Here is a 24,196-nt window from a genome sequence, read left to right on the forward strand (position 1 = left end):
ATTCATGACGATGCTGGAATTGCAGCAGATCACCGGCTTCGGGCGCACGCCGGTGCATCACGCCGTCAATCGTCTGTCCGCCGACACGCTCATCATCATCCGTCCACGCCACGGCCTGCACATCGCGCCGATCGATCTTGCGCGCGAGCACATGCTGCTGGCCTTGCGCCGCGACATGGAGCGTTTTGTCATTCGCCTCGCGGCGGATCGCGCCAGCCTTTCCCACCGCAATCAGGCGCTGCACATTGAGCGGCTGCTGCGTGAACGTCGCGCAACTTTGACCCTCGACGAGTTCAACAGCCTCGACCGCCGTATCGACGCGCTGGTGCTGGAGGCCGCCGGCGAGCCGTTCCTGGTGCACACGCTGCGGCCGCTGCACACGCTCTACCGCCGCATCGGCTACATCCACCACCGCTTCATGCCAGGGCAGGCCGATCTGTCAGGAACGATCGATCATCACCTCGGTATTCTAAACGCAGTCGCGAACCGCCGCGCCGAGGATGCCGTCAAGGCGAGCGATGCACTGATCGACTACATGGGCTCCATGTTCACGGGCATGGAGGCGGGGATCGATCCGCGCCTGCTCGATTGCAGCATCGAGCCGCTGCTCGGCACGTAAAGAGTTCAGAAGAAAGGAAGAAGAATGTCAACGATGGCCATGCCACAACCGACCGCGAGCGAAGCCGCGGTCCGCTACCTCATCACGAACTACAGTCCCAAGGGTAACAAGGTCGGCTGGCTGATGATGGCCTCGATCCTGGTCGAGGCCTGGGACCTCTATTCGATCGCCTTCGTGCTGATCTTCATCCGCGAGCAGTACAATCCCGACCCGCTGATGCTCGGTCTTGCCGCAGCGGGCACGCAGGGCGGCGCGCTGATCGGTGCGCTGCTCGGCGGCTGGCTGTCCGACAAGATCGGCCGCCGCGTCATGTTCCTGGTCACGATGGTGCTGTTCATCGTGCTGGCGCTGGCGCAGGCCTTCGTGCCGAACGTTACGTGGCTCGTCGTGATCCGCTTCCTGCTCGGCATCCCGCTCGGTTCGGACATCTCGACCGGCTACACCTACATCATGGAATCCATGGCCAAGGGTGAGCGCGAGGTCATGGGCAACCGCTGGCAGTTCATGTTCGCCGTCGGCGAGGTGCTGACCATCGGCGTCATCGTGATCTTCCTCTTGATCGACATGCAGCACGAGATGCTGTGGCGCGTGACGCTCGGCCTCGGCGCGGTGCCGGCGCTGATCATCCTGATCATGCGCCATGATGTGCCGGAGACGGCGGTCTGGCTGGTGCAGAAGGGACGCTACCGCGAGGCCAAGCAGGTCGCGCGCGAGATGTTCAACGACAATCTCGACATGCTGCCGGATCACGACGTGGAAGTGCCGAAGGTCTCGACCCGCGCCTTCCTCGCCGACCTCAAGAAGGATCCGATCCGCTGGCGCGCCACGCTGTACGGATGGATCGCCTGCTTCGCGCAAGGCAGCGAGTTCTCGACCTTCGCGTTCTATCTGCCGGTGCTGTTCGTGATGGTCGGCGTGTCGAGCGTGCTCGGCAACAACCTCGTCACGATGGCGCTGTTCTGCTTCGCCGCACTGTCCGGCTGGGTCGGCCCGCTCCTGACGCCGAAGATCGGCCATCGTGGCATCGCGATCGCCGGGTTCGGCATCGTGCTGGCCTCGCTGCTGGTGGCGGCGTTCGCGCTCTATACCGACAACAAGATGCTGCTGCCGTTCGCGGCGGCTGCCATGCTGTGGGGCCATTACTGGGACGCATCGAACTGCATGACCATCCCGACCATGGTCGCCAAGCCGAAATATCGCGGCACCGCGAGCGGCTTCGCCTACATGTTCGTGAAGCTGCCGTCGTTCCTGGCGATCTTCCTGTTCCCGTCGCTGTTCGCAGCGATCGGGCAGGCCAATGCCACGCTGTTCGTTGCGATCTTCCCGCTGATCGGATTGCTCGCCGCAATCTTCATCCTGCCGGAAGTCTACGGCTACGAGAACGACTGAGGATGCTCGTCACCCGGTCGCGGCCTCATGGCCGCGATCGGGCCTTCCTTGCTACGGGCTCAGGAAAACGGGATTGATCCCGGCGCCGTGCCCGAGCAGGCCGACCGCCTGAAGCTGGGCACTGTGCAGGTCGATCTCCACGATCGCGAACAGGGCCAGCAGCACCACCACCGAGAAGATCAGCAACGGGTGCGACGACCCGTCTTTCGCGGGAGAGCTCTGAAGCGAGCGGCGCAGGGAGAAGCTCTGCGGCAATGCCTTCGATTGAATTTGCATGATCGACCTCCTTGCCGCGGCTCATGAGCTGCGCGGCAAGATGAAGTATAGGCCGGGCATTACCGCCCACATTGATGCGCCGCAAAGTCTCGCGCGGTTAATGGATCGCCGCTGCCAGTGCTGCGATCAGGGCCGGCGGGGTTACCAGCATGCCGAGCTTGAGGAAGGGCCAGGCGCCGACCTCGATCTTCTCGCGGCGCAGCGCCACCAGCCACAGGATGGTGGCGAGCGAACCGGTGATCGAGAAATTCGGCCCGAGGTCGACGCCGATCAGGATGGCGCTGACGACCGATGTGGGCAGATGATCGGCGGCCACGATCGACCCGGCGACAAGGCCGACGGGAAGATTGTTGGCGATGTTGTCGGCGATCGCGGTGGCGATGCCGACGCTCCAGGCGGCTTTCGGCACGGATTGGGCGACGGCCTGATGCAGCAGCGCGCTGAGCTGTCCGATCACGCCGGTCTTGATCAGCGCCTCCACCATCACGAACAGCCCGCCGACCAGCGGCAGCACGCTCCAGGACACGTGCTTCAGCACCGGCACGGGCGATTGACGGCTGAGCAGCAGGACGAGGCCGGTCGTCACGGCGCCGCAGATGAAGGTCGGCAGGCCAAGCTGCTTGTCGAGCGCGGAGGCCGTGATCAGCACGACGCCGATTGCGGCAATGCCGATCGCGGTCAGCTTGCCGCCGCGGCTGAGCACCTTGTGCGGCACGCGGCGCTCGATGCTCTCCTCCTTCAGCGCGCGATGCTGGGTGAGGCGCAGTACGATATAGGTCAGCACGATCGAGGCGAGCGAGGGCAGGGCGAATTGACGCAGCCATTCGGTCAGATGCGGCATGCGCGAGCCGAACACCACGAGATTGGCGGGGTTCGAGATCGGCAGCACGAAGCTTGCGGCGTTTGCAATGAAGGCGCAGACGAAAAGATAGGGCAGCGGCTTTGCGCCGGCCGCACGCGTTGCGGCATAGACCGCCGGCGTCAGCACGATCGCGGTCGCGTCGTTCGACAAGAGCACCGTGACCAGCGTGCCGACAAGGTAGATCAGTAAAAACAGCCGCTGCGGCGAGCCGTCTGCATACTCCACCGCGAGCGCGGCAAGGTAATCGAACAGGCCTTCGAGCCGTGCGAGCTCGGCAATCAGCATCATGCCGATCAGGAAGAGATAGACGTCGATGCCCTTTTCGATGCCGGTCAGCGCGTCCTGCCAGGGCAGGAAGCCGAGCAGCACCAGCGCCCCGGCGCCGATCACGGCCCAGATCGCCTCGGGCAAGCGGAACGGGCGGATAATGACGCACGCGGTCGCGGCGACGATGATGCTCCAGGCCCAGATGGCGTCAGACGGCACGTTCAGTCCTTGAGGTGGAATGGATTCATTTGGCAGCGATAGCGGAAGCCGGCCTTGCTGTCTTCCCCTGCGGGCGCGGACCGCCATCTGCGATTTGCCGCGTCTCGGGCAAGGCAAGGAAGCAGACCACGGCACCGATTGCGGCGACCGCGCCGAGCGTGATGAAGGCCGCACTGTAGCCCGCGCCAACCACAACGAGGCCAGCTAGCGTCGTCGACAGAGCCGCGCCAATGCTCTGGGCGGTGATGACCGCGCCCTGCGCGACGTTGAAGCGGCCGGTGTTGCGCATGAGGTCGGCAACGATGACCGGGAAGATCGGGCCAAAGATGCCGGCGCCGACGCCGTCGAGCAGTTGGACGCCGACCAGCCAGAACGGGTTGTCCGAGAGCGTATAGAGCGCCCCCCGAATGGGGAGGATCAGAAGCGCGGCGAGGAAGAAGCGCTTGTGGCCCCAGCGGTCGGCCCGAGCGCCGACCAGCATCGCAAACGGCACCATCACGACTTGTGCGGCAACGATACAAGCCGACATCAGGCTGGTGCCGATGTTCTTATCCTGGAGCGCCAGTTTCTGTCCGACCAGCGGCAGCATCGCCGCGTTGGAGAGATGGAAGAGCAGGACGCAGATCGCGAAGACGAGGAGAGGGCGACAGGTGAGCAGTACCGCGAGGCCCGAAGGCTGTTCGCGCTGGGTCTCCGTGTCGGCATCGTGTAGCCCGCGGGCCAGATCATGGTCGATGGCGCCGGCGGGGATCGCGAGGATGCTGACGAGGCTCGCGATTGCCATTGCGCCGAGAAGGTAGAAGACGACCGTCGGGCCGAACCAGTAGGCGGAGAGGCCCGCCAGTCCGGCCGCGACCGCGTTGCCGGCGTGGTTGAAAGTTTCATTGCGGCCAATGCGCCGGGTGAGGACGGCATGACCAAAAATGCCGAGCGAGACGGCCGCGATTGCCGGCGGAAACACCACGGCGGCGGCCTGCGCGATGCCTTGCGAGATCGCGACCGGCAGGAAGGCGGGAAACAGCGGCAGCGACAGGGACGCGAGCGTGACCATGATGGCGGCGATGACCATCACCAGCCGCTTCGCCCGCGTCGCGTCGACCAGCGCGCCGGCGGGCGTCTGCGCTACGATGCCAGCAATGGTCGCAATCGACATCACGAGGCCAATGCGCGCCTCGTCCCAGTGCTGCTCGGTGAGGAGATAGACGGCGAGATAGGGCCCGAGCCCGTCGCGGACGTCGGCAAGGAAGAAGTTCGCCGCATCCAACGCGCGGCCAGCCTGCCTTGCCTGATCGGGTTTTTCGCTCGACATCGGTCTCTCGATCGAGGCTCGGAATCGCTCCGGCAGAAACCGATGTCACGCCAGCTTTGTTCCCGGACCTAAAGCTTCACGGCCAGCAGTACCGCGCCGGCGCCGATCATGGTGATCCCGATCCAGCCCTGCGCGGTCGGCCGCTCGCCGAGGAAGGCGAACGCGAACAGGGCCACCAGGACGACGCTGAGCTTGTCGATTGGTGCGACCAACGTCGCGGGACCGAGCTTCAGGGCCCGGAAGTAACAGAGCCACGAGGCCCCGGTCGCGAGCCCCGATAGCACCAGGAACAGCCATGTCCTCGACGAAACCGCCGAGGGCACGGCGAATTGGCCGGTGAAGAACAGCAGCACCGAGAAGGCGAGCAGCACCACGACGGTGCGGATGAAGGTGGCGAGGTCCGGATTGATGTTCTCGACGCCGACCTTGGCGAAGATTGCGGTCAGCGCGGCAAAGCAGGCGGAGAGGAGCGCCCAGGTCTGCCAGGCGGAGAGGAGGGCGGGTTTCATTGGGGGGCCGATGAAGTTTTGCGAGGTGATGGGGTGGAAGGTGCTAGCCAAACACTCCGCTGTCGTGCCGGACAAGCGAAGCGCAGACCCGGACCCATACCGCGGAATCTTTCTTGGGGCACATGCGTCGTCGTTTTTCGCCAAACACAATCCTGTGGCTATGGGTCCCGGATCGGCGCGCGCTTGAGGCGCGCTTGTCCGGGCGACAGCGTTTTGCCTGGCGTACATTCACCTTGCCACCGACAGCTTCTCGGTGATCGCCTTGCGCAGGATGCGCGAGAGCGATTCCACCGAATACGGCTTCTGGATCAGCTCGAAACCGCGATGGGCGTTCTCAGCGAGCACATTGCTGTAGCCGCTGGTGAGCACCACCGGCAGGCCCGGATAGCGCTCACGGATCACGCCGGCGAGCTCGACACCGTTCATGCCGGGCATGATGACGTCGGAGAACACGAGGTCGACGGCGAATTCGTTCTCGCCGAGGATCGACAGCGCGGCATTGGCGTTGGCGACGCGGCGGACGACATAGCCGAGGTCTTCCAAAAGCTCGGTCGAGAACTGGCCGACATCGTCATTGTCCTCGACCACGAGCACGCGGTAGCCACGCCCCGTGGTTGCGGCCTCGCTGGTCAGCGCTGCAGCTTCCTTCTCGGCGGTCGGCGACTGCGCCTGCGGCAGGTAGATGGTGAAGGTCGCGCCCTTGCCTTGCGTGCTCATCACCGCGATGTCGCCTTCCGACTGCTTGGCGAAGCCGAACGCCTGGCTGAGGCCGAGCCCGGTGCCCTTGCCGACCTCCTTGGTGGTGAAGAACGGCTCGAAGATGGCGTCGATGTTTTCGGGCGCAATGCCGCTTCCGGTGTCGGCTACCGAGATCGCGACATAGTCGCCGCTGCGCGCCGATTGCCCGCGCAGGCTCGGAATCCCGGAGACCTTGCGCACCGCGATGGTGAGACGGCCTTCGCCCTCCATGGCGTCGCGGGCGTTGATGGCGAGATTGATCAGCGCGGTCTCGAACTGCGCGATGTCGGCGACTGTGAAGCAGTCGGCATCGTCGATCTCGACGGCAATCTCGATCCGGCCGCCGACCAGCGGCCGCACCAGCTGCGCCACGCCCTCCACCTGGCTGCCGACGTTGAAGATCTGCGGCTTGAGCGGCTGCCTTCGTGCAAAGGCCAGGAGCTGTGCGGTCAGCTTGGAGGCGCGCTCGACGGTGTCGGAGATGGCATCGACGTAGCGGCGGCGGCGTTCCTCCGGCAGCTCGCGCCGGCGCAGGAAGTCGGTGGCCGAACGGATGATGGTGAGGAGGTTGTTGAAGTCGTGCGCGACGCCGCCGGTGAGCTGGCCGATCGCCTCCATCTTCTGCGACTGCCGCAGCGCTTCCTCGCCGCGGCGGCGGTCGGTGATGTCGACGGCTTCGGGCACCGCGCCGGTGATGTTGCCGTGGCGGTCGAGCACGGGACGCATGCTGAATTCGAAATCGCGATCGCCGATGGGCAGGCGCAATCGCATCTCCATCCGCACGGCTTCGCCGCGAAGCACGGTGTCGAAGGCCTCACGGACCACGGCGCTCATGCCGTGGGTCCCGGTGAACCACGGCGTTTCCCACAGCAGCTTGCCGATCACGTCCGTGGAGCCCGCCTTGATGCCGTCGAGTGCGGTGTTGTTCGCGTAGAGCAGTTCCCCCCTGAGATTGACCAGGCCCTGATACTGGTTGCTGGTCTCCAGGATCGCGCGCAGCCGCGCTTCGTTGGATTCGAGCTCGGCGGTGCGCTCGACGATGCGCTCTTCCAGCGTCTCGTTGAGCCGGCGCAGCTCGATCTCGGCCTGCTTGGCGACGGTAATGTCGTGGGCGACGCCGATGAAGCCGATATGCTTGCCGGTCGGATCCCAGCGCGGCTGCGATTCCGAACGCAGCCAGCGCCATTCGCCGCTGGCATTCTTGTAGCGCGCCTCCAGCACGAACGGCTTCAACGAGGCTTCGCCTTGCACCGATTGCTGCAGCACATGCGGCAGGTCGTCCGGATGCAGCACCTTGCGCCAGTCGAAGGCGATGGCCTGATCGTAGGGCAGGCCGACGAAGTCGACATAGGCCTGATTGGCGAAGGAGCGTGTACGGTCGAGCTTGGTGACCCAGATCGGCACCGGCGCGCTGTCGGCAATCAGCCGGAAGCGCTCCTCGCTCTCGCGCAGCGTCTCGCGCGCCAGCGCCTGGTCGGTGATGTCGATATGGGCGCCGACAAGGCGGATCGCGCGACCGTCGCGGTCGCGTTCGATCTTAGCGACGACGCGGATCCAGCGGGTCTCGCCGTCGCGGGGGCGGATGATGCGGTACTCGGCCGTGTAGTCCTCGCTGGTCCCTGCCAGCGCATCGAAGAAATGCTTGACGGTCGCATCGCGGTCGTCGGGATGGATGCGATTGACCCAGTCCTCGTGCGTCTCGTCGGCGGCCTCAGGGGGCAGGCCATGGATCATCAGGTATTCGGGCGAGCGGCGGTTCCGAAAACCCTCGCGGAAGTCGACCTCGAGGCCGCCGACCTTGCCGATGCGCTGGATGCGCGCCAGCTCAGCCTCGCGCTCCTGAAGCGCACGATAGGCTTCATCGCGCTCGCGCGCGATGTCTTCGAGGTGCTGGCGCAGCCTTTCGGCAGCAAGGGTCTCGGGCGTATTGTCGTTCAAGGCGTCGGCCGTTGTGATGCAAGAGCGCGCGTGCCGGGCCGATATTCACACAGACAAAGCGTGATAGCCATTGCTCAAAGAGGAATAAGTCGGAAAGTCGTCATCAAATGGATAGCGGTGGGTATGCACCAAACGCCGGCGCTGGCAATTTGTTCCGAGGACTGGAACGATCGGCCCGCCGAGGCGTCTTTGCGGAGCGCCACAACTCTCATTCATAAAACTCCCTTTCCCAAGAGGCTAAATCTTGAAGCTCTTTGTCTGTCAGGACTGCGGCAACGTCCTCTATTTCGAGAACCGCGCCTGCGAACGCTGCGGCCATCGGGTCGCCTTTCAGCCGGAGAGGGAGACGATGTCGGCGATCGAGCCGGACGGGGACGGCTGGAAGGTACTGGCCGACAAGGGCGAAAGCCGCATGCTCTGCAGCAATGCCGACTACGACGCCTGCAACTGGCTGACGGATGCGGACGATACCACCGGCTTCTGCCGCGCCTGCCGCCACAACGGCATCGTGCCTGACCTCTCCGATCCGGCGCAGCTTGCTCGCTGGCGTGAACTGGAAATCGCAAAACACCGGCTGTTCTATTCCCTAATCCGCTGGAAGCTGCCGCTTCAGACCCGGCAGGAAAACCCCGAGCACGGGTTGATCTTCAACTTCCTCGCCGACGATCCGAACAGCGGGCAGAAGGTTATGACCGGCCACGACAATGGCCTGATCACGATCGCGCTCACCGAGGCCGATGACATCGAGCGCGAGCGGCGGCGGCTGGAGATGGGCGAGCCGTACCGCACGCTGCTCGGGCATTTCCGCCACGAGGTCGGCCATTATTTCTGGGACGTGCTGGTGCGCGACGGCGGCAAGCTCGAGGAATGCCGCGCGGTGTTCGGCGATGATTCCGCCGATTACGGTGAGGCGCTGCAGCGCCATTATGCCGAAGGCGCGCCGGCGGACTGGCAGCAGAACTACGTCTCGGCCTATGCCACCACGCATCCGTGGGAAGACTTCGCGGAGACCTGGGCGCATTACCTCCATATCGTCGACACCCTGGAGATGGCCGCCGAGTTCGGTATGGAGGTGCGCCCCAAGGTCGACCGCGACGGGGAGTTGACGGCGCGCATCCGCTTCAACCCCTACGAGGTCAGGGACGTCCAGGCGCTCATCGACGCATGGCTGCCCTTCACCTTCGCCATGAACAGCGTCAATCGCGCCATGGGCCTGCGCGACCTCTATCCCTTCATCCTGTCGTCCGCCGTGGTCGCCAAACTGGGCTTCATTCAGAGCCTCGTCCGGGGCGTGGCCAAGGCCGGCAGGCCGTAGGCGGCCCCAGGGGGCGCGTCCCGACCGTTTCGGTCTTGCGCTGGTACGCCAGAGGGGCCGGATTTAGACCGTTGCCTCCGGCTCATTTTAATGTACCACGGGAGCCACACGGCCCGTTTCCATAGGCTGCAACGGCCAGGGAAGGGGTCCCGCCCAAGGTCGAGACTCAAGAAAAGCATGTTCAAACGCATTCTGATCGCCAATCGCGGCGAAATCGCCTGCCGGGTCATCAAGACCGCGCGCCGCATGGGAATTCAGACGGTCGCGGTCTATTCCGAGGCCGACCGCGACGCCCTCCATGTCGAGATGGCCGACGAGGCCGTGTTGATCGGCCCGCCCGCGGCGGCCGAGAGCTATCTGGTGATCGAGAAGATCGTCGAGGCCTGCCGCAAGACCGGCGCGGAAGCCGTGCATCCCGGCTATGGCTTCCTGTCCGAGCGCGAGGCATTTCCGCGCGCGCTGGAAGCCGCCGGCATCGTCTTCATCGGTCCCAACCCGGGCGCGATCGCGGCGATGGGCGACAAGATCGAATCCAAGAAGGCGGCCGCGAAGGCCAAGGTCTCCACCGTGCCGGGCTATCTCGGCGTCATCGAGGACGACAAGGACGCGGTGCGCATCGCCGACGAGATCGGCTATCCCGTGATGATCAAGGCCTCCGCCGGCGGCGGCGGCAAGGGCATGCGCATCGCGCATTCCAAGGCCGAGGTCTCCGAAGGTTTCAACCTCGCCAAGGCCGAGGCCAAGGCTTCGTTCGGCGACGACCGCGTCTTCGTCGAAAAGTTCATCGTCGATCCCCGCCACATCGAGATCCAGGTGCTGGGCGACAAGCACGGCAACGTGATCTATCTCGGCGAGCGCGAATGCTCGATCCAGCGCCGCAACCAGAAGGTCATCGAGGAGGCGCCGTCGCCGCTGCTCGACGAAGCCACGCGCCGCAAGATGGGCGAGCAGGCGGTCGCGCTGGCGAAAGCCGTGAATTACGATTCCGCCGGCACAGTCGAGTTCGTCGCGGGGCAGGACAAGAGCTTCTACTTCCTGGAGATGAACACGCGCCTCCAGGTCGAGCATCCCGTCACCGAGCTCGTCACCGGCATCGATCTCGTCGAGCAGATGATCCGCGTGGCCGCCGGCGAGAAGCTCGCGATCACGCAGAAGGACGTCACGCTGACGGGGTGGGCCGTTGAGTCGCGGCTCTATGCGGAAGACCCCTTCCGCAACTTCCTGCCCTCGATCGGGCGCCTCGTGAAATACCGCCCCCCGGCGGAAGCCAGCCAGGACGGCATCATTATCCGCAACGACACCGGCGTGCAGGAGGGCGGCGAGATCTCGATCCACTACGATCCGATGATTGCGAAGCTCGTCACGCATGCGCCCTCGCGCGCGGCCGCGATCGAGGCGCAAGCGACAGCGCTCGACTCGTTCTATGTCGACGGCATCAGGCACAACATTCCGTTCCTGTCGGCGCTGATGCATCATCCGCGCTGGCGCGAGGGACGCTTGTCGACCGGCTTCATCGCCGAGGAATTCCCCAAGGGCTTTGCGGTGCGCGTGCCCGAAGGCGAGGTCGCCCGGCGGATGGCTGCGGTCGGCGCCGCCATTGATCACGTGCTCGGGGAGCGCAAGCGGCAGATCTCCGGCCAGATGGGCGGCCGGGTCGTGCAGCGCGAGCGCCGCCGCGCGGTCTGGCTCGATCGCCAGGAGATCCTGCTCGAGGTCGGCCGCGAGGGCGAGGCCATCGCGATCCGCTTCATCGATGCCGAGGGCAAGGCCGGCAACGTCCATCTGCTGCAATCGCCGTGGAAGCCGGGCGATCCGGTCTGGCAGGGCACCATCGACGGCCATTTCGTGGCGGTGCAGGCGCGCCCAATCCCCAACGGCATCCGCCTTGCGCATCAGGGCGTCGAGGTTCCGGTCTATGTCTGGACCGAAGCGGAAGCTGCCTCCGCCCGGCTGATGCCGGTGACGACGGCATCCGACAGCGGCAAGAAGCTGCTGTGTCCGATGCCCGGCCTCGTCGTCTCCATCGCGGTGATCGAGGGGCAGGAGGTCAAGGCCGGCGAGACGCTCGCCGTGGTCGAAGCCATGAAGATGCAGAACGTGCTGCGCGCCGAGCAGGACGGCACCGTGAAGAAGATCCACGCCAGCGCCGGCGCGACGCTCGCGGTGGACGCGCTGATTTTGGAGTTTGCGTAAGCGCTCCGGCGCACGACAGTCGACCCTCACCTTGAGGAAACGCGCTCAAGGGCGCGCTCCTCAGGATGACGATTTTGGAGTGAGGCACCCATGGCCTTTCGTTCCCGCCGCGAGAAGCTGCGCTCGATCCTCTCAGGCTCGGCCTGCGTCCATCCCGGCTCGGTCTATGACGCGATCTCGATCCGCATCGCCGAGGATCTCGGCTTTCCACTCGGCATGTTCGGCGGTTCGGTCGCCTCGCTCGCGGTGCTCGGCGACCCCGATGTCACGCTGATCACGCTCACCGAGCTCGCCGAGCAGATGCGGCGGATGTCGCGCGCCTCCGCGCTGCCGGTGCTGGTCGATGCCGATCACGGCTACGGCAATGCGCTCAATGTGCGCCGTACGGTGCAGGAACTGGAGACCGCGGGCGCCGCCGGCCTCACCATCGAGGACACGCTGCTGCCGGCCGCCTTTGGCGAGACCAAGACGCAGCTGATTTCGCTGGAGGAGGGCGTCGGCAAGATGAAGGCCGCACTGGATGGCCGCAGCGATGCCTCGCTGGTCATCATGGGGCGCACCGGAGCTGCCTCGATCACCTCGCTCGACGATGCGATCCGCCGTGCGCAGGCCTATGAGGCTGCCGGCGTCGATGCGCTGTTCTTCACCGGCATCAAGTCGCGCGCGGAGCTGGAGGCGATTACGGCTGCGACGCGCCTGCCGATCGTGCTCGGCGGCGCGCCCGAGGACTTGAACGCGACCGATTATCTCGCCGGCCAGCGCGTGCGCATCGCGCTCCAGGGGCACGCGCCGATCGCGGCGGCGACGCAGGCCGTCTACGAGACGCAGAAGGCGCTGCGCGAGGGCACGGCACCGAAGGCACTCAAGGGGTTGCCGTCAGCAGAACTGACCAATCGCGTCATGCGCGACGCCGAGGTAAAAGCGCGCAGCGCCGATCTTCTCGGACTGAAAAAATGAGCCGGGCGATCCTCCAGGTCATGATCCGCGGGCGTGTGCAGGGCGTCGGCTATCGCGCCTGGGTCGAGTACCAAGCCACCGCCAGCGGCCTCGATGGCTGGGTCCGCAACCGTCGCGACGGCAGCGTGGAAGCGCTGTTCGCCGGCACGCCGAAGCACGTCGCCGACATGGTCGCGCTGTGCCGGCATGGACCGCCGTCGGCGCGTGTGGACAGCGTGACGAGTGAGACCGCGAGTGCGGACGAGCTGAACCTGCGCGGGGCAGGGGAGAAGTTCTCGGTGTTGCCGACGGTGTAGGCGATCTCACAAGAGGTCGTCATGCCCGGGCTTGTCCCGGGCATCCACGTTCTTCGTGCAGCGGGGCCAGGCGTGGATGGCCGGGACAAGCCCGGCCATGACGGCGTCGAGGTGGGAAAGTGAACAGTCACCGCGGCAGCTTCGAAATCGCCTCGCTCAGCTCGTGGATCTCGTACGGCTTGCGCAGGATCGGGAAATCGCCGCGCACGCCGGAGGCGACGTCGCTGTAGCCGGTGGCGAGCAGGACCGGCAGGCCGGGGCGGATCTGGCGCAGACGATGGGCGAGGCTGAGCCCGTCCATCTTGCCAGGCATCACGATATCAGAGAACACGAAGTCAACCCTGTTCTTCTCGATCTCGCGCAAGGCGGCTTCGGCATCGGCGACGCGCCGTACCTGGTAGCCGAGCTGCTCCAAAAGGCCGATGCTGACGAGGGCGACGTCCGGATTGTCCTCGACCAGCAACACGGTGCCGCTGCCGCGGAACGACGCACTTCCCGTGGTCTCGCGCGCTGGCGCCCCTTCCCCGCGCGGCAGGAGGATGGTGAAGGTCGTACCCTTGCCGAGTTCGCTTGCGACCTTCACCGTGCCGCCGGCCTGATGGGCAAAGCCGTGCACCTGGGACAGGCCGAGGCCAGTGCCCTTGCCGATCGGCTTGGTCGTGAAGAACGGCTCGAAAATCTTGTCGAGAACGTCCGAGGGAATGCCGAGCCCGGTGTCGGCGATGTCGATCGCGACGAATTCGCCGGCGAGGGTCGCCTCATCCAGCACGACGTTGCGCGCACGGATCGTCACCGTGCCGCCGTCGGGCATCGCGTCGCGGGCATTGATGACGAGGTTGAGCAACGCGGTCTCGAGTTCCGAGACGTCGGCCTTGATCGGCCAGACGTCGCGGCTGACTTCGAAGGCCAGGCGCACGGAGCTGCCCACGCCGGCATCGAGCACCTCGCGGATCGCCGAGATGCGGTCGGCGAAATCGATCGCCTGCGGATTGACGCTCTGCCGCCGCGCGAAGGTGAGGAGCTGGTTGGTCAGCGCCGCGCCACGCTTGGTGGCGGTCTCGATGGCCGAGATCGCGCGCTTGAGCTTGGCCTCGTCGTCGGCGCCCCGCTTCAGCACGTGGAGGCTGCCGCTGATGATCATCAGGAGGTTGTTGAAGTCGTGGGCGACCCCGCCGGTGAGCTGGCCCAGCGCATCGAACTTCTGGGACTCGGCGAGCTGCTTCTGCATCGCCTCGAGCTTGAGCTGCGTGTTGCGGCGCTCGGTGATGTCGCGCGTGATCTTGGCGAAGCCGACCAGCTCGCCATCCTCGTAGATCGGATCGATCACGACGCTGGCCCAGAAGAACGTGCCGTCCTTGCGGACGCGCCAGCCTTCTTCCTCGTAGCGGCCCTTTTCCCTGGCGATGCCGAGCGCACGGGCGGGCTTGCCGTTGGCGCGGTCGGGCTCGGTATAGAAGCGGGAAAAATGCTGGCCGAGGATCTCCCAGGGCGAATAGCCCTTGATGCGCTCGCCGCCGATATTCCAGCTGGTGATGATCCCATTGGGATCCAGCATGTACAGGGCGTAGTCCGCGACTCCTTCAACCAACAGCCGGAAACTGCGCTCGCTCTCGAACAAGTCTCTCTGCTGACTGAACTTTTCGACCATTCGGGGACCCTGCCTGAACCCGGGCAAACGTCACAGGCAGCGAATTGTTCCCGTGCCTGGGATATTTTTAGGCAAATCTCGCGGACGGTATGCAGCGATATCAGCGGCCTGACGCACTTGACAATCAATCGTGCCCATCAGATATTTCTGTCATGACAGAAATAACCGGAAAGAAGAAACTCCCTGCCGCCGTCGAGCGCTTCATCCTGCATTGGGGCGACATGGGGGACGGGTGGGGTGTCAATCGCTCGGTCAGCCAGATCCACGGGCTGCTCTATCTGGCCGAGGCGCCGATGACGGCCGAGGACATCGCCGACACGCTCGGCATGGCGCGGTCCAATGTCTCCAACTCGCTCAAGGAGCTGCTCGCCTGGAACCTGATCCGGCGGGTGCCGATCCTCGGCGACCGCCGCGACCATTACGAGGCCGAGACCGACATCTGGGAGGTCGCGGCCCGCATCGCGGCGCGGCGCAAGGAGCGGGAGATCGATCCGGCCATCGTCGCGCTCAGGGCCTGCGTGTCCGATGCTACGGATGATCCGACCATCAGTCCGGTCGCGAGCAAACGGCTGAAGGAGATGCTCGCCTTCACCGAGCTCGCCGATCACTGGTTCATGCAGATGCTGAAGGTGCCGCGGCCGCGGCTGGTCGCCTTGATGCGGCTCGGCGAGAAGATCGCCAACCTGCTGCCGCTGGGCAAGGCCAAATAGTATTGAGGTGAGGAGGTTGCGATGACGTCGGCGAGATTATCGGGCTCCAACGTACCAACCTCCGCTCACACCAAACTGCTCGACGACCGCCGCTTCCGTACCCTGCTGTCAGACGAGGATTGGGGCCGCCTGCCGCTCGCGACCTGGCGGCGCTTCTCCAAGCGCGTCGCTGACGGCGACAGCGTGGTCTATGTCGGTGTCGTCGACGAGGTCGCCTTCAGCGACATCGGCTGGTGGTTCGCACAGGTCGCGCGCCTGATCGGCGGGCCGCTGCCCACGGGGCGCGACACCGGCGTGCCCATGATCGTGACGGTTACCGAGGACGGCGCGACCGGCGGCCAGACCTGGACCCGCATCTGCGCGCGTAAGCGCGGCTTCCCGCAGGTGATCCATTCGGCGAAACGCTTCGCCGGCCCGACCGGGCTCGAGGAGTATGTCGGCTTCGGCGTCTCGATGGCGCTCCGTATCGCGGTCGAGGGACAGGCGCTGACGTTCCGCAGCGCCGGCTACGGGCTCCAGCTCGGGCGGCTATGGATCCCGCTGCCGCAATGGCTCACGCCGGGTGACCTGACCGTGACGCACAGCGATCTCGGCGAGGGGGCGTTCCGCTTCACCCTCGATGTCATTCATCCGCGTTACGGCGCGCTGATCCACCAGTCCGCCGTGTTCAGGGAGGCCGTGTCATGACCCCGCTCTTGTGGACGCTCATCGCCATCCAGATCGTGATGGGCGTGTTCGACACCTTCTATCACCACGAATTCACCGAGCGCCTGGCCTGGCGTCCGTCGCAGCGCTTCGAGCTGAAACTGCATGGAATCCGCAACATGCTCTATGCGCTCTTGTTTCTGGTGCTCGGCTGGCTCGAGGTCTACGGCGCGCTGGCGCTGCTGATCATCGTGGTGCTGGTCGCCGAGATCGTCATCACGCTGATGGATTTCGTCGAGGAGGATCTGAGCCGGAAGCTGCCGCCGAGCGAGCGCATCAATCACACGCTGCTCGCGATCAACTACGGCGCCATCCTGGTGCTGCTGCTGCCGGTGCTGATCGACTGGGCGATGCAGCCGTTCGGCGTGACGGTGGTCTATCAGGGCCTGCTCAGCATCGCCGCGACCGCCTGCGCGGCGGGTGCGTCGCTCTGCGGCATCAGGGATTTTGCGGCGATGCGCCGGCTCGGCCGCATGCGAAGCGTTCCCGCGGAAGGACTTGTCGAGAAGCTCCCGGGCCGCAGGACAGTGCTGATCACCGGCGCGACGGGTTTCATCGGCAGCCGCCTTGCGGCGAGCCTCAGCGGAGCAGGGCATCACGTCATAGCGCTGATCCGCAACCCCGCCAAGGCCGAGATGTTGCCGCCGCCGGTCACGCTGATCACCAGCCTCGATCAGCTTGCCGCGAACACGCCAATCGACGCCATCGTCAATCTCGCGGGAGAGCCGATCGGCAACGGCCTGTGGACCGAAGCGAAGCGCGCGAAGATCATCGGCTCCCGCGTCGACATGACCGGTGAAGTCATAAAATTGATCGCGCGGCTCGAGCGCAAGCCCGAGGTGCTCGTCAGCGGCTCCGCGATCGGCTGGTACGGCTTGTGGGCCGACCAGGTGCTGACGGAGTCGGCCAAGTCGCACGCCTGCTTCAGCCACGAGCTGTGCGCGGCCTGGGAGAAGGCGGCGCGGCCGGCGGAGGAGCTTGGCGTTCGCGTGGTGTACTTGCGCATCGGCCTCGTGCTTGGCACCGAGGGCGGCTTCATCACCCGCATGTTGACGCCATTCGAGTTCGGCCTCGGCGGCCCGCTCGGCACCGGGCGGCAGTGGATGTCCTGGATCGAGCGCGACGATTTGATCCGGCTGATCGCCTATGTGGTGGCGACCCCCGATCTTGCAGGGCCCGTCAACGCCACCGCGCCGATCCCCGTCACCAACGCGAAGTTCACCGAGGAACTCGGGCGCCGGTTGCACCGGCCCGCCATATTCCGCATCCCCGGCGGCCTGTTGCGCCGGATCGGCGGCGGCTTTGCCGACGAGCTTCTGCTCGGCGGCCAGCGCGTGCTGCCGAACAAAGCGCTGAGCCGCGGCTTTGTCTTCCGGCATGAGACGCTGCGGAGTGCGTTCGAGGCGATCTTGTGAGGTGATGTTATGGCTTGCACTGCATGCCCTCGTGCTCTGGACGGCTGGTTTCGTGGATGCCTGGCGGCGACCGCGACATTGGGGGCGTTGCCAGTCCTCGCCGCAATTCTATCTCTTCCAGATCGAGGCTTTCCCGAGGGCCTGGCTCCCATCGTCCCCCTGGTCTTGATTGTCCTGCCAATCACATTGATCCTCACCTGCCTGCTTAGCGGGATGCCATCCGCGCTTGTGATATGGCTCGGTGAGTCACTTCGAATTCGCTCAGTGCTGTTTTACGCGGCCGCTGGCGCTGCGATCGGAGCCCTGATTGCGAACGGCATCTTCGGGACGCTCTTTGAGATGGATGGGCTGTTTGCGTTGGCTGGATGTCTGGCCGGGGTCGCTTATTGGTCCGCTGCAGGAAAGGACGCGGGCGCTAGTTAGCTCCCGCGGCGCTCCGAAACGTCGCCGCTACTGCGCGCAGCGCCGCAAGCTTCGCGGGATCGCTGACCTTCGAATGCAGCATGACCTTCGAGCTGCCGAGCTTTGGCAGCTTGTGCGCAGGGCCGATATCGACCAATCCGGGCGGCGCAATCCGCCGCGCCAGCGGTGCGATCGCAAGCCCGGCGAGCGCAGCCGCCACTACCGCTGTCACACCGCCGCCGACAAAGCGCTCGCGCCAGGCGAGGCCGGCCTTGTCGAGCGCGCGCACGGCGACGGCGCGGACGCCGCAGGGCGGGGCGAGGGTTGCGAGCGGCAGGGCTTCACCCTTCGGCAAGGTGAAGCGTCGCGACGCGAACCAGCCGAACTCGTCCTCGGTCAGCTTCTCGCCACCACGGCGGCTGCCTTCCTGGCGGACAATCACGGCGTCGAGTTCGCCAGCATCATAGGCATCCTGCATCTCGCGCGAGAAGCCGATGGTGACGGCGAGGGTGAGATTTGACGACATCGCGTGCAGGCGTTCGAGCAGCGGAACGAGCTCGGGGCCTGCGGCGTGATCGGAGATGCCGAGCGAGAGCGACTGCGCGGCCGGTGCTTCGCCCGAGAGGGCGCGGTCGTGCGCCGCGATCAGGACCCGAGCGCGATCGAGGAAGCCGGCGCCGTCGGCGGTGAGACGGACTGCACGCGGCGAGCGTTCGACGAGGCGTTTCCCCAGCAAGGTCTCCAGCCGTTGCAGCTTGAGGCTGACGGCGGCCTGGGTCGTGCCGAGTGCCTCGGCGGCACGGGTAAAGCTCTGGAGGTCGGCGACCAGCAGGAAGGCCTGGACGGTGGCGATGTCGAGTGTGGCGGTCATTTTGAATTGTTATCACTGGTATCAACAGAGATAAGATACCAAAATGACCGGAGGAGATCTAGCTTCTCATCAACGCCGCGCAACCAGCGCAGCATCTTGAGGAGAACGACAATGCCGCTGATCACCGTGTCCTACGCCACCTCCCGCCAGTCGCCCTCGCTGAAGGCCGACATCGCGAACGCTGTCTCCGAGCTCACCGCTGAGATACTGCACAAGGATCCCGCGGTCACCGCCATCATCGTGAAGGCCGTCGATGCCAGTGACTGGTTCGCCGGCGGCAAGTCGCTCGCCGAGCAGAAGCTCGCCAGCTACTGGATCGACATCCATGTCAGCGAAGGCACCAACACCAAGGACGAGAAGGCGGCCTATCTCGCCGCGATGTTCAAGCGCATGGCCGAGATTTTGGGACCGATGCATCCCGAGACCTATCTGCACGTCGACGAGGTCAAGAGCGACGCCTACGGCTTTGGCGGCCTGACCCAGGAGCGGCGCTACATCGCCGGCAAGCTCGAGGTTTCGCTGAAGGCGGCGTGACGCCGCAAGCCGCGGGTGAGCCGTCTCACCCGCGGCCTGCGTCGCTTGGAATTGTCAGCTCGCCGCGCGGAACTGAACTTCCGAATTGTTCAGAAAGCACGTCTTGTCGAACAGCTTCAGGTCCAGTGGGTTTGGCAACCTGACATCGCTGAGATCGGGGCAGGGCTTGATGGAGGAATCGTAGGACCGGTCGATCTGCGAGATGAAGACGACGATCAGCCCCTTGTCGCGCGCGAAAGATTTCAGCACGCGCACCTGAACGGTCAGGTCCGGGTTTTCCCGCCGCTGGTCGAGCAGTTGCAGATAATCGATCACCACGATTGTGCCGCGAGGGGCCGTCGCCATCTGCTTCACGACGTAATCGGCGCTGATGACGTCGGAGCAGTCGACCTCGAAGAGTTCGTCGAATTGCGCCGGCTCCACCCCGATCGCGCGCAGGCGATCCAGCACATCCTTCTCGGTATATTCGAGCGAGAAGAACGCTGCGCGATGGCCCGACTTCATCGCCTCGACGGCGAGTTCGAGGCTCATCAGCGTCTTGCCCTGGCCGGGGCGCGCGCCGACCAGCACGAGGTCGCCAGGCTGGAATTGCGGGAACAACTTGTTGGCCGGAGTCATCGCCGTCGCCTTCGCCGCGAGCATGCTCCAGGCGGAAAACCTTTCCGTCGCAGCAATGCGATCGAGCGCGGCGTGCAGCGGAATGCCTTGCTCGCGCGACAGGCGCTTGGCTCGTCGCTTGAGATGGTAGATCGGCGTAGAAAGCTTCATCGTCAAAACCTCCCATTGCGAGCAGAAAGCGCAATCCCTCCTTATGCCTGGCGCTCGAACAGTCGGTCCGATGTTGAGTCGCCCGGCATGATGTCTGCTTTCCCGGCGGAGGGGGGAGGCGTGGGCGGCGCCGGAATCGAGCATAGCCGATTCCGTGGCGTGCGGAGAACACGCGCGGTCGGGCTCGAACAGGAAAACGCTAGACGGCCGCTTCCGGCACCAACGCTTTGGTCGGCCCGAACAGCTCCTCGAACGCCTGCCGTAGCGCGATGTCGACATCGGCCATGGTCACGAGCTGGCCGAGATCAACCAGCGAGGTGACGCCATAGCGGGGATCGGCGACACCGCAAGGAACGATGCCGGCGAAATGCGACAGCTCCGGCTCGACATTGATGGCGATGCCGTGGAACGAGACCCAGCGCTTCAGCCGCACACCGATCGCCGCGATCTTGTCTTCGTGCTCAGGCCCCTTGTCGGGCCGCTTCACCCAGACGCCGACCCGGTCCTCGCGCCGCTCGCCGCGGACGTTGAAGGCGGCGAGCGTCTTCAGGATCAGCTCCTCCAGGCTCGCGACATAGGCCCGCACGTCCGGCCGGCGGCGCTTGAGGTCGAGCATGATGTAGGCAACTCGCTGGCCGGGCCCGTGATAGGTCAGCTGCCCGCCGCGCCCCGTGGCGAAGGTCGGGAATCGGGCATCAAGCAGGTCGCTTTCCTTGCCCGAGGTGCCGGAGGTGTATAGCGGGGGGTGCTCGAGCAGCCAGACCAGCTCCGGCGCCTCGCCCGCCGCGATGGCGGCGACGCGCGCTTCCATTTCGGCGACGGCGTCCGGGTAGGGCACCGGCGCATCCGAGATTCGCCATTCGACGGGCGTGCCGCCGGAGGCGGAAAACGACGTCAAATCGAGCTCTTGACGTTGGCTTTGGCGGGGGTCTTGAGGCGAATTAACCATTGGCTAACCATAACGTGGTGATGATTGCAGGCGCAAATGCCAAGTCCTTTGGCGTTGAGTCCCAGGTTGCGGCGGTCCTGACAGTGCCCACTCTCGATAAAGTCACCGTGGATCTCATGGTCGTCCTCGGGACGACCACCATGCCAATCCATCAAGTATTACGTCTTTCCCGCGGCGCCATCATCGAGCTCGATGCAACCGAGGCCGACGAGGTCAAGGTCCTCGCCAACAATCTGCCGGTGGCCTCCGGCGTCGTGCTGGTCGACCGCAACCGGATCGCGGTCGAGGTCAAGCAGATGCTGCCCCGCTCGCCCGGGACCCGGTAGGGCTCGGGGCACACGGCAGCAGCCAAGTACTTGATAAGGCTTTGGCACCCGATAGGGCCGATCCGGGCAGGGAATAGGGATTTTTCCCGCTAAGCTGTGGAATTCGGGGCCTTTGCAGGCTTGTATCCCCCTGATGGATTTGTTAGATCGGCGGCCGCTGATCCGGCCACCCGAACAACCTCAGGCCGGCATCTCCTAGCGCTCGTGGCGGAACTGGTAGACGCGCTGCCTTGAGGTGGCAGTGGGTAACACCGTGGGGGTTCGAGTCCCTCCGAGCGCACCATAAGCCCATATTTCACGTTGAAATCATTAGGCTTTTTCTGGGGTCTGCCCGGAAATGTTATGACTCCGTTCTCGCTAGGCGTTCGCGTGCCGTTGGCCCGAGGCGCTGCCGGCCAGTCATCGAGTGACTGGCTCTGATCGAACGTGACGATCTTCTCAATCCCACTGATTCCAAGGCTCTCTCGATTGGCTTGCGCGGTGTAGTGAGCGGGCATTTTGGGGTCGGTGCAGCCGACCATCGGCATCATCTGGCTTTCGGTGCAGTCTGCATAGGCAGCCACTTCGGCTCTAGCCTTGCGGACGCCATGGCCGCTCTTTTTCGGTTCGTTCACGGCGGCCAGGACCGCGTATTTCTTCAGTTTGGCCGCCCATGCGAAGCACTCAGAAAGGCGTGTGAGACCGCTACGCCTGTCTTATGCGTGATGGCGCCGCGGTCATCCTGAGTTCGGGCGAGACCATTGAGTACCGCTTCATGTGCGAAGGCCTGAAGGAGGCGAAGGGCATTAGCTGGACAACCTTTTCGGAGGTGGTCGACGCCGGAGCCCGATCGCCTCGGCATCCGGGCCGCTCGTTTCATCAGGTTTCAGATCGTGTCATTAGCCTTCAAGGAGGAGCATGCGCTGCCTGCTTCTTTCTCCCGTTAATCCAGACCCTTAGCGGGGGCCGGTAGCTCCCCATTGCTCCTGGGATTGTCTCTCTCAGCGGGACTTCAGAAAAATTTTGCAGACGTCGGCCCGACTCCATGAGATGCATGAGCGGGCGCAGTGCCGCGCGCGCGGGGTGGTAGTCGATAGGTTCAGGTTTCGGATCGGAGCCGCCGCGCTGCTCGTTTTTAAGAATGCGTTTGAGATGGCTGTCACGCGCCGTTGGCGGTCCGTGAGCCGAGGGAGGGGGGCTTGGGACCTCTTGCGATTGACGGTTTCGGACCTTCCGCCGGATTGTCGCGACGCCGATGGTGATGACTGCAGACGATATCCTGTCGCATCCGGCGTTTGAGAGCTGCGTTCGCGGCCAGGCTCAGGCAATGCTGGCGATACAGGAGGCCAGCCCGCGAACTTCGTCGCCGTTCGCGACCCAGCAGCGCTGGCTGATGAGTCAGGCGATGCTGGCGGCTTATTTTCGCAACGAGGCACAGCAGACCGATTCCGGAATTCTGCCCGCACGACTGGTCGATCCGATCGTCGCCCACGGACTCGCAAGCCGCAACACTGCGTCAGCCTTCGTCAACGAGATGCTGAAATACGGCACCGTGCGCCATGTTGCGGGGAGCGAAGGCCGGCGCTATCGGCCGATCGAGCCGTCGCCGCTGGCGCTTGCAGTGTTGTCGCATTGGCTGGCGGCGCATCTGACGGCGCTGGACGGGCTCGATGGCGGCAACAGGTCGGCTGAACTGCGTGAGCGGCCGGCTCTGCTCGGCGCGATTCAGCCGCTGATCGCCGATGGCCTGCTGGCATCGCGCGCGGTTCGGGAGCCGAACGGAACCTTCTCGCTGTTTACCTGGATCGACGATGGCGGCGTCGTGATGGATCGCCTGATCGTCGGGTGTCAGCAGGATTCGATCGCTCTGTCACGCATTCCGACCGACGTGACGTCGGTTTCGCGGTTGGCGCAGGGCCTCAATTTGTCGCGGAGCCAGCTCGCCCGCAAATTCGTCGTCGCCGAGACGATGGGCAGTCTTGGCTGGTCGGGCGCCCGCGGCAAATCCGCGTTGTGGGTCTCGGCCGAATTCTGGCGCGAATATCACGCCGCCCAAGCGGTGAAGCTCGCCATCATCGAGTCGGCTTTCGAAGCCTGTCGCGCGTATGGCGCTGGCGATCAGGCGCGCAGCGTAGCGGCATCCCGATGATGCCGCTCATCGCGAAAGTCGCGAGGATCAGCCGTGCCAGAACCGATAGTCAAGACCGATACGAAACTGGTCGAACCGCTCGCCGCGCGACCAGCTGAAGGTCTGGGTGCTGCCCGCAAATCCGGCAGTGGATACCGAACTGGTGACGTTGCCGAGATCGACATGAAGCCATTCGGCGCGCGCAAACCAATTGCCGTCGATATTCCATTCGCCGCCGAGGCCCGCCGCCCAACCAGACCGCGTCACCGAACTGCTCGACGTTCCCGCGGTCGCTAAGGGCGACACGCCACAGCCGCCGACAAGACAGCTTTGTGTTGCCGTTGTATCAACGCGTCCCCAAGCAGCGCCGCCGGTGACGTAGATCAGGAATTTGTCCATGGCGATGGTGCCAAACCGGCCGCGCACCGTCGAGAGCCAGGCCGTCTTGCTGCTCAGCGAGTCGGTGCCGAAGCCGGTATCGCCGCAGACACCCGGCGCAATGGTCCCACGGCAGAAGCTGTATTTGGCATTGGTGAAATCGCCATCGGCTTCGATGCCGACAAGCCAGCGCGGAGCGAATTGCCAATTGTAGCCTGCTTGAGCGCCACCGATAAATCCGGTCGCGTTGATACGATTGCCGGCCGGAAATGAGAGGTTGGCGAGCGTATCCGTAAAATTCGATGTTCCCGAATTCGAATTGCTGACGCCACCAATGTTGCCGCCGATATAAAAGCCGGTCCAGCCGAGCGCCGGCGGTGCGGCGACCACGGGCGCCTTGACGGCCATGTCCGCCGCAATCGCCGGCGTCGCGACGAGAGCCGCAAGGCCAAGAATACTGAGCGCGACTTTGTTCAATGCCCCCTCCAGAAAACGC

The 24,196-nt window shown here is 64.8% G+C and carries 22 protein-coding genes and 1 tRNA gene; 13 read left to right on the forward strand and 10 right to left on the reverse strand.

The annotated features are described in order from the left end of the window. The first annotated feature begins 4 nt into the window (after positions 1-4). Together BRAGE_RS0111410 and BRAGE_RS0111415 are read left to right on the forward strand one after the other, a co-directional pair. Entirely contained in the window at positions 5-619 is a 615-nt protein-coding gene (locus BRAGE_RS0111410) for a GntR family transcriptional regulator (protein ID WP_231164056.1), read from the forward strand. Positions 620-643: 24 nt separating this feature from the next. Next, the gene (locus tag BRAGE_RS0111415; protein WP_027559798.1) at positions 644-2,008 is read left to right on the forward strand and encodes an MFS transporter; all 1,365 of its coding nucleotides are present in this window, start codon (positions 644-646) and stop codon (positions 2,006-2,008) included. A 51-nt stretch (positions 2,009-2,059) separates the two neighbouring features. Here the strand turns inward: BRAGE_RS0111415 and BRAGE_RS0111420 are convergent, their stop codons facing one another. The 5 genes from BRAGE_RS0111420 to BRAGE_RS0111440 all read right to left on the reverse strand — a co-directional run bounded on the left by BRAGE_RS0111420 (position 2,060) and on the right by BRAGE_RS0111440 (position 8,144). Next, complete coding sequence (locus BRAGE_RS0111420) at positions 2,060-2,284, reverse strand: hypothetical protein (protein WP_027559797.1); 225 nt, start codon at positions 2,282-2,284, stop codon at positions 2,060-2,062. 97 nt (positions 2,285-2,381) lie between these two features. Then, complete coding sequence (locus BRAGE_RS0111425) at positions 2,382-3,632, reverse strand: arsenic transporter (protein WP_027559796.1); 1,251 nt, start codon at positions 3,630-3,632, stop codon at positions 2,382-2,384. A gap of 25 nt (positions 3,633-3,657) precedes the next feature. Next, positions 3,658-4,941, reverse strand: coding sequence for an MFS transporter (locus BRAGE_RS0111430; RefSeq protein WP_027559795.1), 1,284 nt, complete (start codon positions 4,939-4,941; stop codon positions 3,658-3,660). 68 nt (positions 4,942-5,009) lie between these two features. Next, complete coding sequence (locus tag BRAGE_RS0111435; protein WP_027559794.1) at positions 5,010-5,450, reverse strand: EamA family transporter; 441 nt, start codon at positions 5,448-5,450, stop codon at positions 5,010-5,012. A gap of 228 nt (positions 5,451-5,678) precedes the next feature. Beyond that, positions 5,679-8,144 (reverse strand): PAS domain-containing hybrid sensor histidine kinase/response regulator, encoded by a 2,466-nt coding sequence (locus BRAGE_RS0111440; protein ID WP_027559793.1) that lies wholly within the window; start codon positions 8,142-8,144, stop codon positions 5,679-5,681. A 226-nt stretch (positions 8,145-8,370) separates the two neighbouring features. Here BRAGE_RS0111440 and BRAGE_RS0111445 point away from each other — a divergent pair, with 226 nt between their 5' ends. The 4 genes from BRAGE_RS0111445 to BRAGE_RS0111460 all read left to right on the forward strand — a co-directional run bounded on the left by BRAGE_RS0111445 (position 8,371) and on the right by BRAGE_RS0111460 (position 12,887). Beyond that, positions 8,371-9,441 (forward strand): zinc-binding metallopeptidase family protein, encoded by a 1,071-nt coding sequence (locus BRAGE_RS0111445; RefSeq protein WP_027559792.1) that lies wholly within the window; start codon positions 8,371-8,373, stop codon positions 9,439-9,441. Positions 9,442-9,618: 177 nt separating this feature from the next. Further along, positions 9,619-11,634, forward strand: coding sequence for an acetyl-CoA carboxylase biotin carboxylase subunit (locus BRAGE_RS0111450; RefSeq protein ID WP_027559791.1), 2,016 nt, complete (start codon positions 9,619-9,621; stop codon positions 11,632-11,634). A 90-nt stretch (positions 11,635-11,724) separates the two neighbouring features. After that, on the forward strand, positions 11,725-12,591 hold the full coding sequence (locus BRAGE_RS0111455) for an isocitrate lyase/PEP mutase family protein (RefSeq protein ID WP_027559790.1): 867 nt from the start codon (positions 11,725-11,727) through the stop codon (positions 12,589-12,591). Further along, a complete protein-coding gene (locus BRAGE_RS0111460) occupies positions 12,588-12,887 on the forward strand; it encodes an acylphosphatase (RefSeq protein ID WP_027559789.1) in 300 nt (99 codons plus the stop codon). Before BRAGE_RS0111455 ends, BRAGE_RS0111460 begins: the two co-directional genes overlap by 4 nt. Before the next feature lie 127 nt (positions 12,888-13,014). On the opposite strand, the gene BRAGE_RS0111465 is transcribed toward BRAGE_RS0111460, so the two are convergent. Beyond that, positions 13,015-14,535: a PAS domain-containing sensor histidine kinase gene (locus BRAGE_RS0111465; protein ID WP_027559788.1), complete on the reverse strand. Its 1,521-nt coding sequence runs from the start codon at positions 14,533-14,535 to the stop codon at positions 13,015-13,017. Between the two features lie 152 nt (positions 14,536-14,687). On the opposite strand from BRAGE_RS0111465, the gene BRAGE_RS0111470 reads away from it, so the two are divergent. The 3 genes from BRAGE_RS0111470 to BRAGE_RS0111480 are packed head-to-tail and all read left to right on the forward strand — an operon-like array spanning position 14,688 to position 17,365. Beyond that, positions 14,688-15,245: a GbsR/MarR family transcriptional regulator gene (locus tag BRAGE_RS0111470; RefSeq protein ID WP_027559787.1), complete on the forward strand. Its 558-nt coding sequence runs from the start codon at positions 14,688-14,690 to the stop codon at positions 15,243-15,245. Between the two features lie 21 nt (positions 15,246-15,266). Continuing rightward, entirely contained in the window at positions 15,267-15,932 is a 666-nt protein-coding gene (locus BRAGE_RS0111475; protein WP_027559786.1) for a DUF4166 domain-containing protein, read from the forward strand. Then, on the forward strand, positions 15,929-17,365 hold the full coding sequence (locus tag BRAGE_RS0111480; protein WP_027559785.1) for a TIGR01777 family oxidoreductase: 1,437 nt from the start codon (positions 15,929-15,931) through the stop codon (positions 17,363-17,365). The genes BRAGE_RS0111475 and BRAGE_RS0111480 overlap by 4 nt, the downstream gene beginning before the upstream one ends. A gap of 415 nt (positions 17,366-17,780) precedes the next feature. Here the strand turns inward: BRAGE_RS0111480 and BRAGE_RS0111490 are convergent, their stop codons facing one another. Next, a complete protein-coding gene (locus tag BRAGE_RS0111490) occupies positions 17,781-18,638 on the reverse strand; it encodes a LysR family transcriptional regulator (RefSeq protein WP_027559784.1) in 858 nt (285 codons plus the stop codon). A gap of 111 nt (positions 18,639-18,749) precedes the next feature. Between BRAGE_RS0111490 and BRAGE_RS0111495 the strand changes: the two genes are divergently transcribed. Further along, complete coding sequence (locus BRAGE_RS0111495) at positions 18,750-19,172, forward strand: tautomerase family protein (protein ID WP_027559783.1); 423 nt, start codon at positions 18,750-18,752, stop codon at positions 19,170-19,172. A 54-nt stretch (positions 19,173-19,226) separates the two neighbouring features. On the opposite strand, the gene BRAGE_RS0111500 is transcribed toward BRAGE_RS0111495, so the two are convergent. Further along, the gene (locus tag BRAGE_RS0111500) at positions 19,227-19,940 is read right to left on the reverse strand and encodes a DNA helicase (protein WP_027559782.1); all 714 of its coding nucleotides are present in this window, start codon (positions 19,938-19,940) and stop codon (positions 19,227-19,229) included. A 199-nt stretch (positions 19,941-20,139) separates the two neighbouring features. Continuing rightward, a complete protein-coding gene (lipB, locus tag BRAGE_RS0111505) occupies positions 20,140-20,889 on the reverse strand; it encodes a lipoyl(octanoyl) transferase LipB (protein WP_027559781.1) in 750 nt (249 codons plus the stop codon). A gap of 83 nt (positions 20,890-20,972) precedes the next feature. Here lipB and BRAGE_RS0111510 point away from each other — a divergent pair, with 83 nt between their 5' ends. From BRAGE_RS0111510 to BRAGE_RS0111525, 3 genes are all read left to right on the forward strand, one after another. After that, a complete protein-coding gene (locus BRAGE_RS0111510; protein ID WP_018647371.1) occupies positions 20,973-21,215 on the forward strand; it encodes a FliM/FliN family flagellar motor switch protein in 243 nt (80 codons plus the stop codon). A 198-nt stretch (positions 21,216-21,413) separates the two neighbouring features. Further along, positions 21,414-21,498: transfer RNA gene (locus tag BRAGE_RS0111515), tRNA-Leu, on the forward strand. Between the two features lie 951 nt (positions 21,499-22,449). Further along, the gene (locus tag BRAGE_RS0111525; RefSeq protein ID WP_027559780.1) at positions 22,450-23,343 is read left to right on the forward strand and encodes a hypothetical protein; all 894 of its coding nucleotides are present in this window, start codon (positions 22,450-22,452) and stop codon (positions 23,341-23,343) included. Between the two features lie 27 nt (positions 23,344-23,370). On the opposite strand, the gene BRAGE_RS48375 is transcribed toward BRAGE_RS0111525, so the two are convergent. Next, positions 23,371-24,177, reverse strand: coding sequence for an outer membrane protein (locus BRAGE_RS48375; protein WP_141263003.1), 807 nt, complete (start codon positions 24,175-24,177; stop codon positions 23,371-23,373). Between the last annotated feature and the right edge of the window lie 19 nt (positions 24,178-24,196).

The sequence above is a fragment of the Bradyrhizobium genosp. SA-4 str. CB756 genome (assembly GCF_000473125.1).
Classification (GTDB): Bacteria; Pseudomonadota; Alphaproteobacteria; order Rhizobiales; family Xanthobacteraceae; genus Bradyrhizobium; species Bradyrhizobium arachidis.

Coding starts and splice junctions, on each gene's coding strand:
- BRAGE_RS0111410 (WP_231164056.1), top strand. CDS start 5: ATGACGATGCTGGAATTGCAGCAGATCACCGGCTTCGGGCGCACGCCG.
- BRAGE_RS0111415 (WP_027559798.1), top strand. CDS start 644: ATGTCAACGATGGCCATGCCACAACCGACCGCGAGCGAAGCCGCGGTC.
- BRAGE_RS0111420 (WP_027559797.1), bottom strand. CDS start 2,284: ATGCAAATTCAATCGAAGGCATTGCCGCAGAGCTTCTCCCTGCGCCGC.
- BRAGE_RS0111430 (WP_027559795.1), bottom strand. CDS start 4,941: ATGTCGAGCGAAAAACCCGATCAGGCAAGGCAGGCTGGCCGCGCGTTG.
- BRAGE_RS0111435 (WP_027559794.1), bottom strand. CDS start 5,450: ATGAAACCCGCCCTCCTCTCCGCCTGGCAGACCTGGGCGCTCCTCTCC.
- BRAGE_RS0111450 (WP_027559791.1), top strand. CDS start 9,619: ATGTTCAAACGCATTCTGATCGCCAATCGCGGCGAAATCGCCTGCCGG.
- BRAGE_RS0111455 (WP_027559790.1), top strand. CDS start 11,725: ATGGCCTTTCGTTCCCGCCGCGAGAAGCTGCGCTCGATCCTCTCAGGC.
- BRAGE_RS0111460 (WP_027559789.1), top strand. CDS start 12,588: ATGAGCCGGGCGATCCTCCAGGTCATGATCCGCGGGCGTGTGCAGGGC.
- BRAGE_RS0111465 (WP_027559788.1), bottom strand. CDS start 14,535: ATGGTCGAAAAGTTCAGTCAGCAGAGAGACTTGTTCGAGAGCGAGCGC.
- BRAGE_RS0111470 (WP_027559787.1), top strand. CDS start 14,688: ATGACAGAAATAACCGGAAAGAAGAAACTCCCTGCCGCCGTCGAGCGC.
- BRAGE_RS0111475 (WP_027559786.1), top strand. CDS start 15,267: ATGACGTCGGCGAGATTATCGGGCTCCAACGTACCAACCTCCGCTCAC.
- BRAGE_RS0111480 (WP_027559785.1), top strand. CDS start 15,929: ATGACCCCGCTCTTGTGGACGCTCATCGCCATCCAGATCGTGATGGGC.
- BRAGE_RS0111490 (WP_027559784.1), bottom strand. CDS start 18,638: ATGACCGCCACACTCGACATCGCCACCGTCCAGGCCTTCCTGCTGGTC.
- BRAGE_RS0111495 (WP_027559783.1), top strand. CDS start 18,750: ATGCCGCTGATCACCGTGTCCTACGCCACCTCCCGCCAGTCGCCCTCG.
- BRAGE_RS0111500 (WP_027559782.1), bottom strand. CDS start 19,940: ATGAAGCTTTCTACGCCGATCTACCATCTCAAGCGACGAGCCAAGCGC.
- lipB (WP_027559781.1), bottom strand. CDS start 20,889: ATGGTTAATTCGCCTCAAGACCCCCGCCAAAGCCAACGTCAAGAGCTC.
- BRAGE_RS0111525 (WP_027559780.1), top strand. CDS start 22,450: ATGGTGATGACTGCAGACGATATCCTGTCGCATCCGGCGTTTGAGAGC.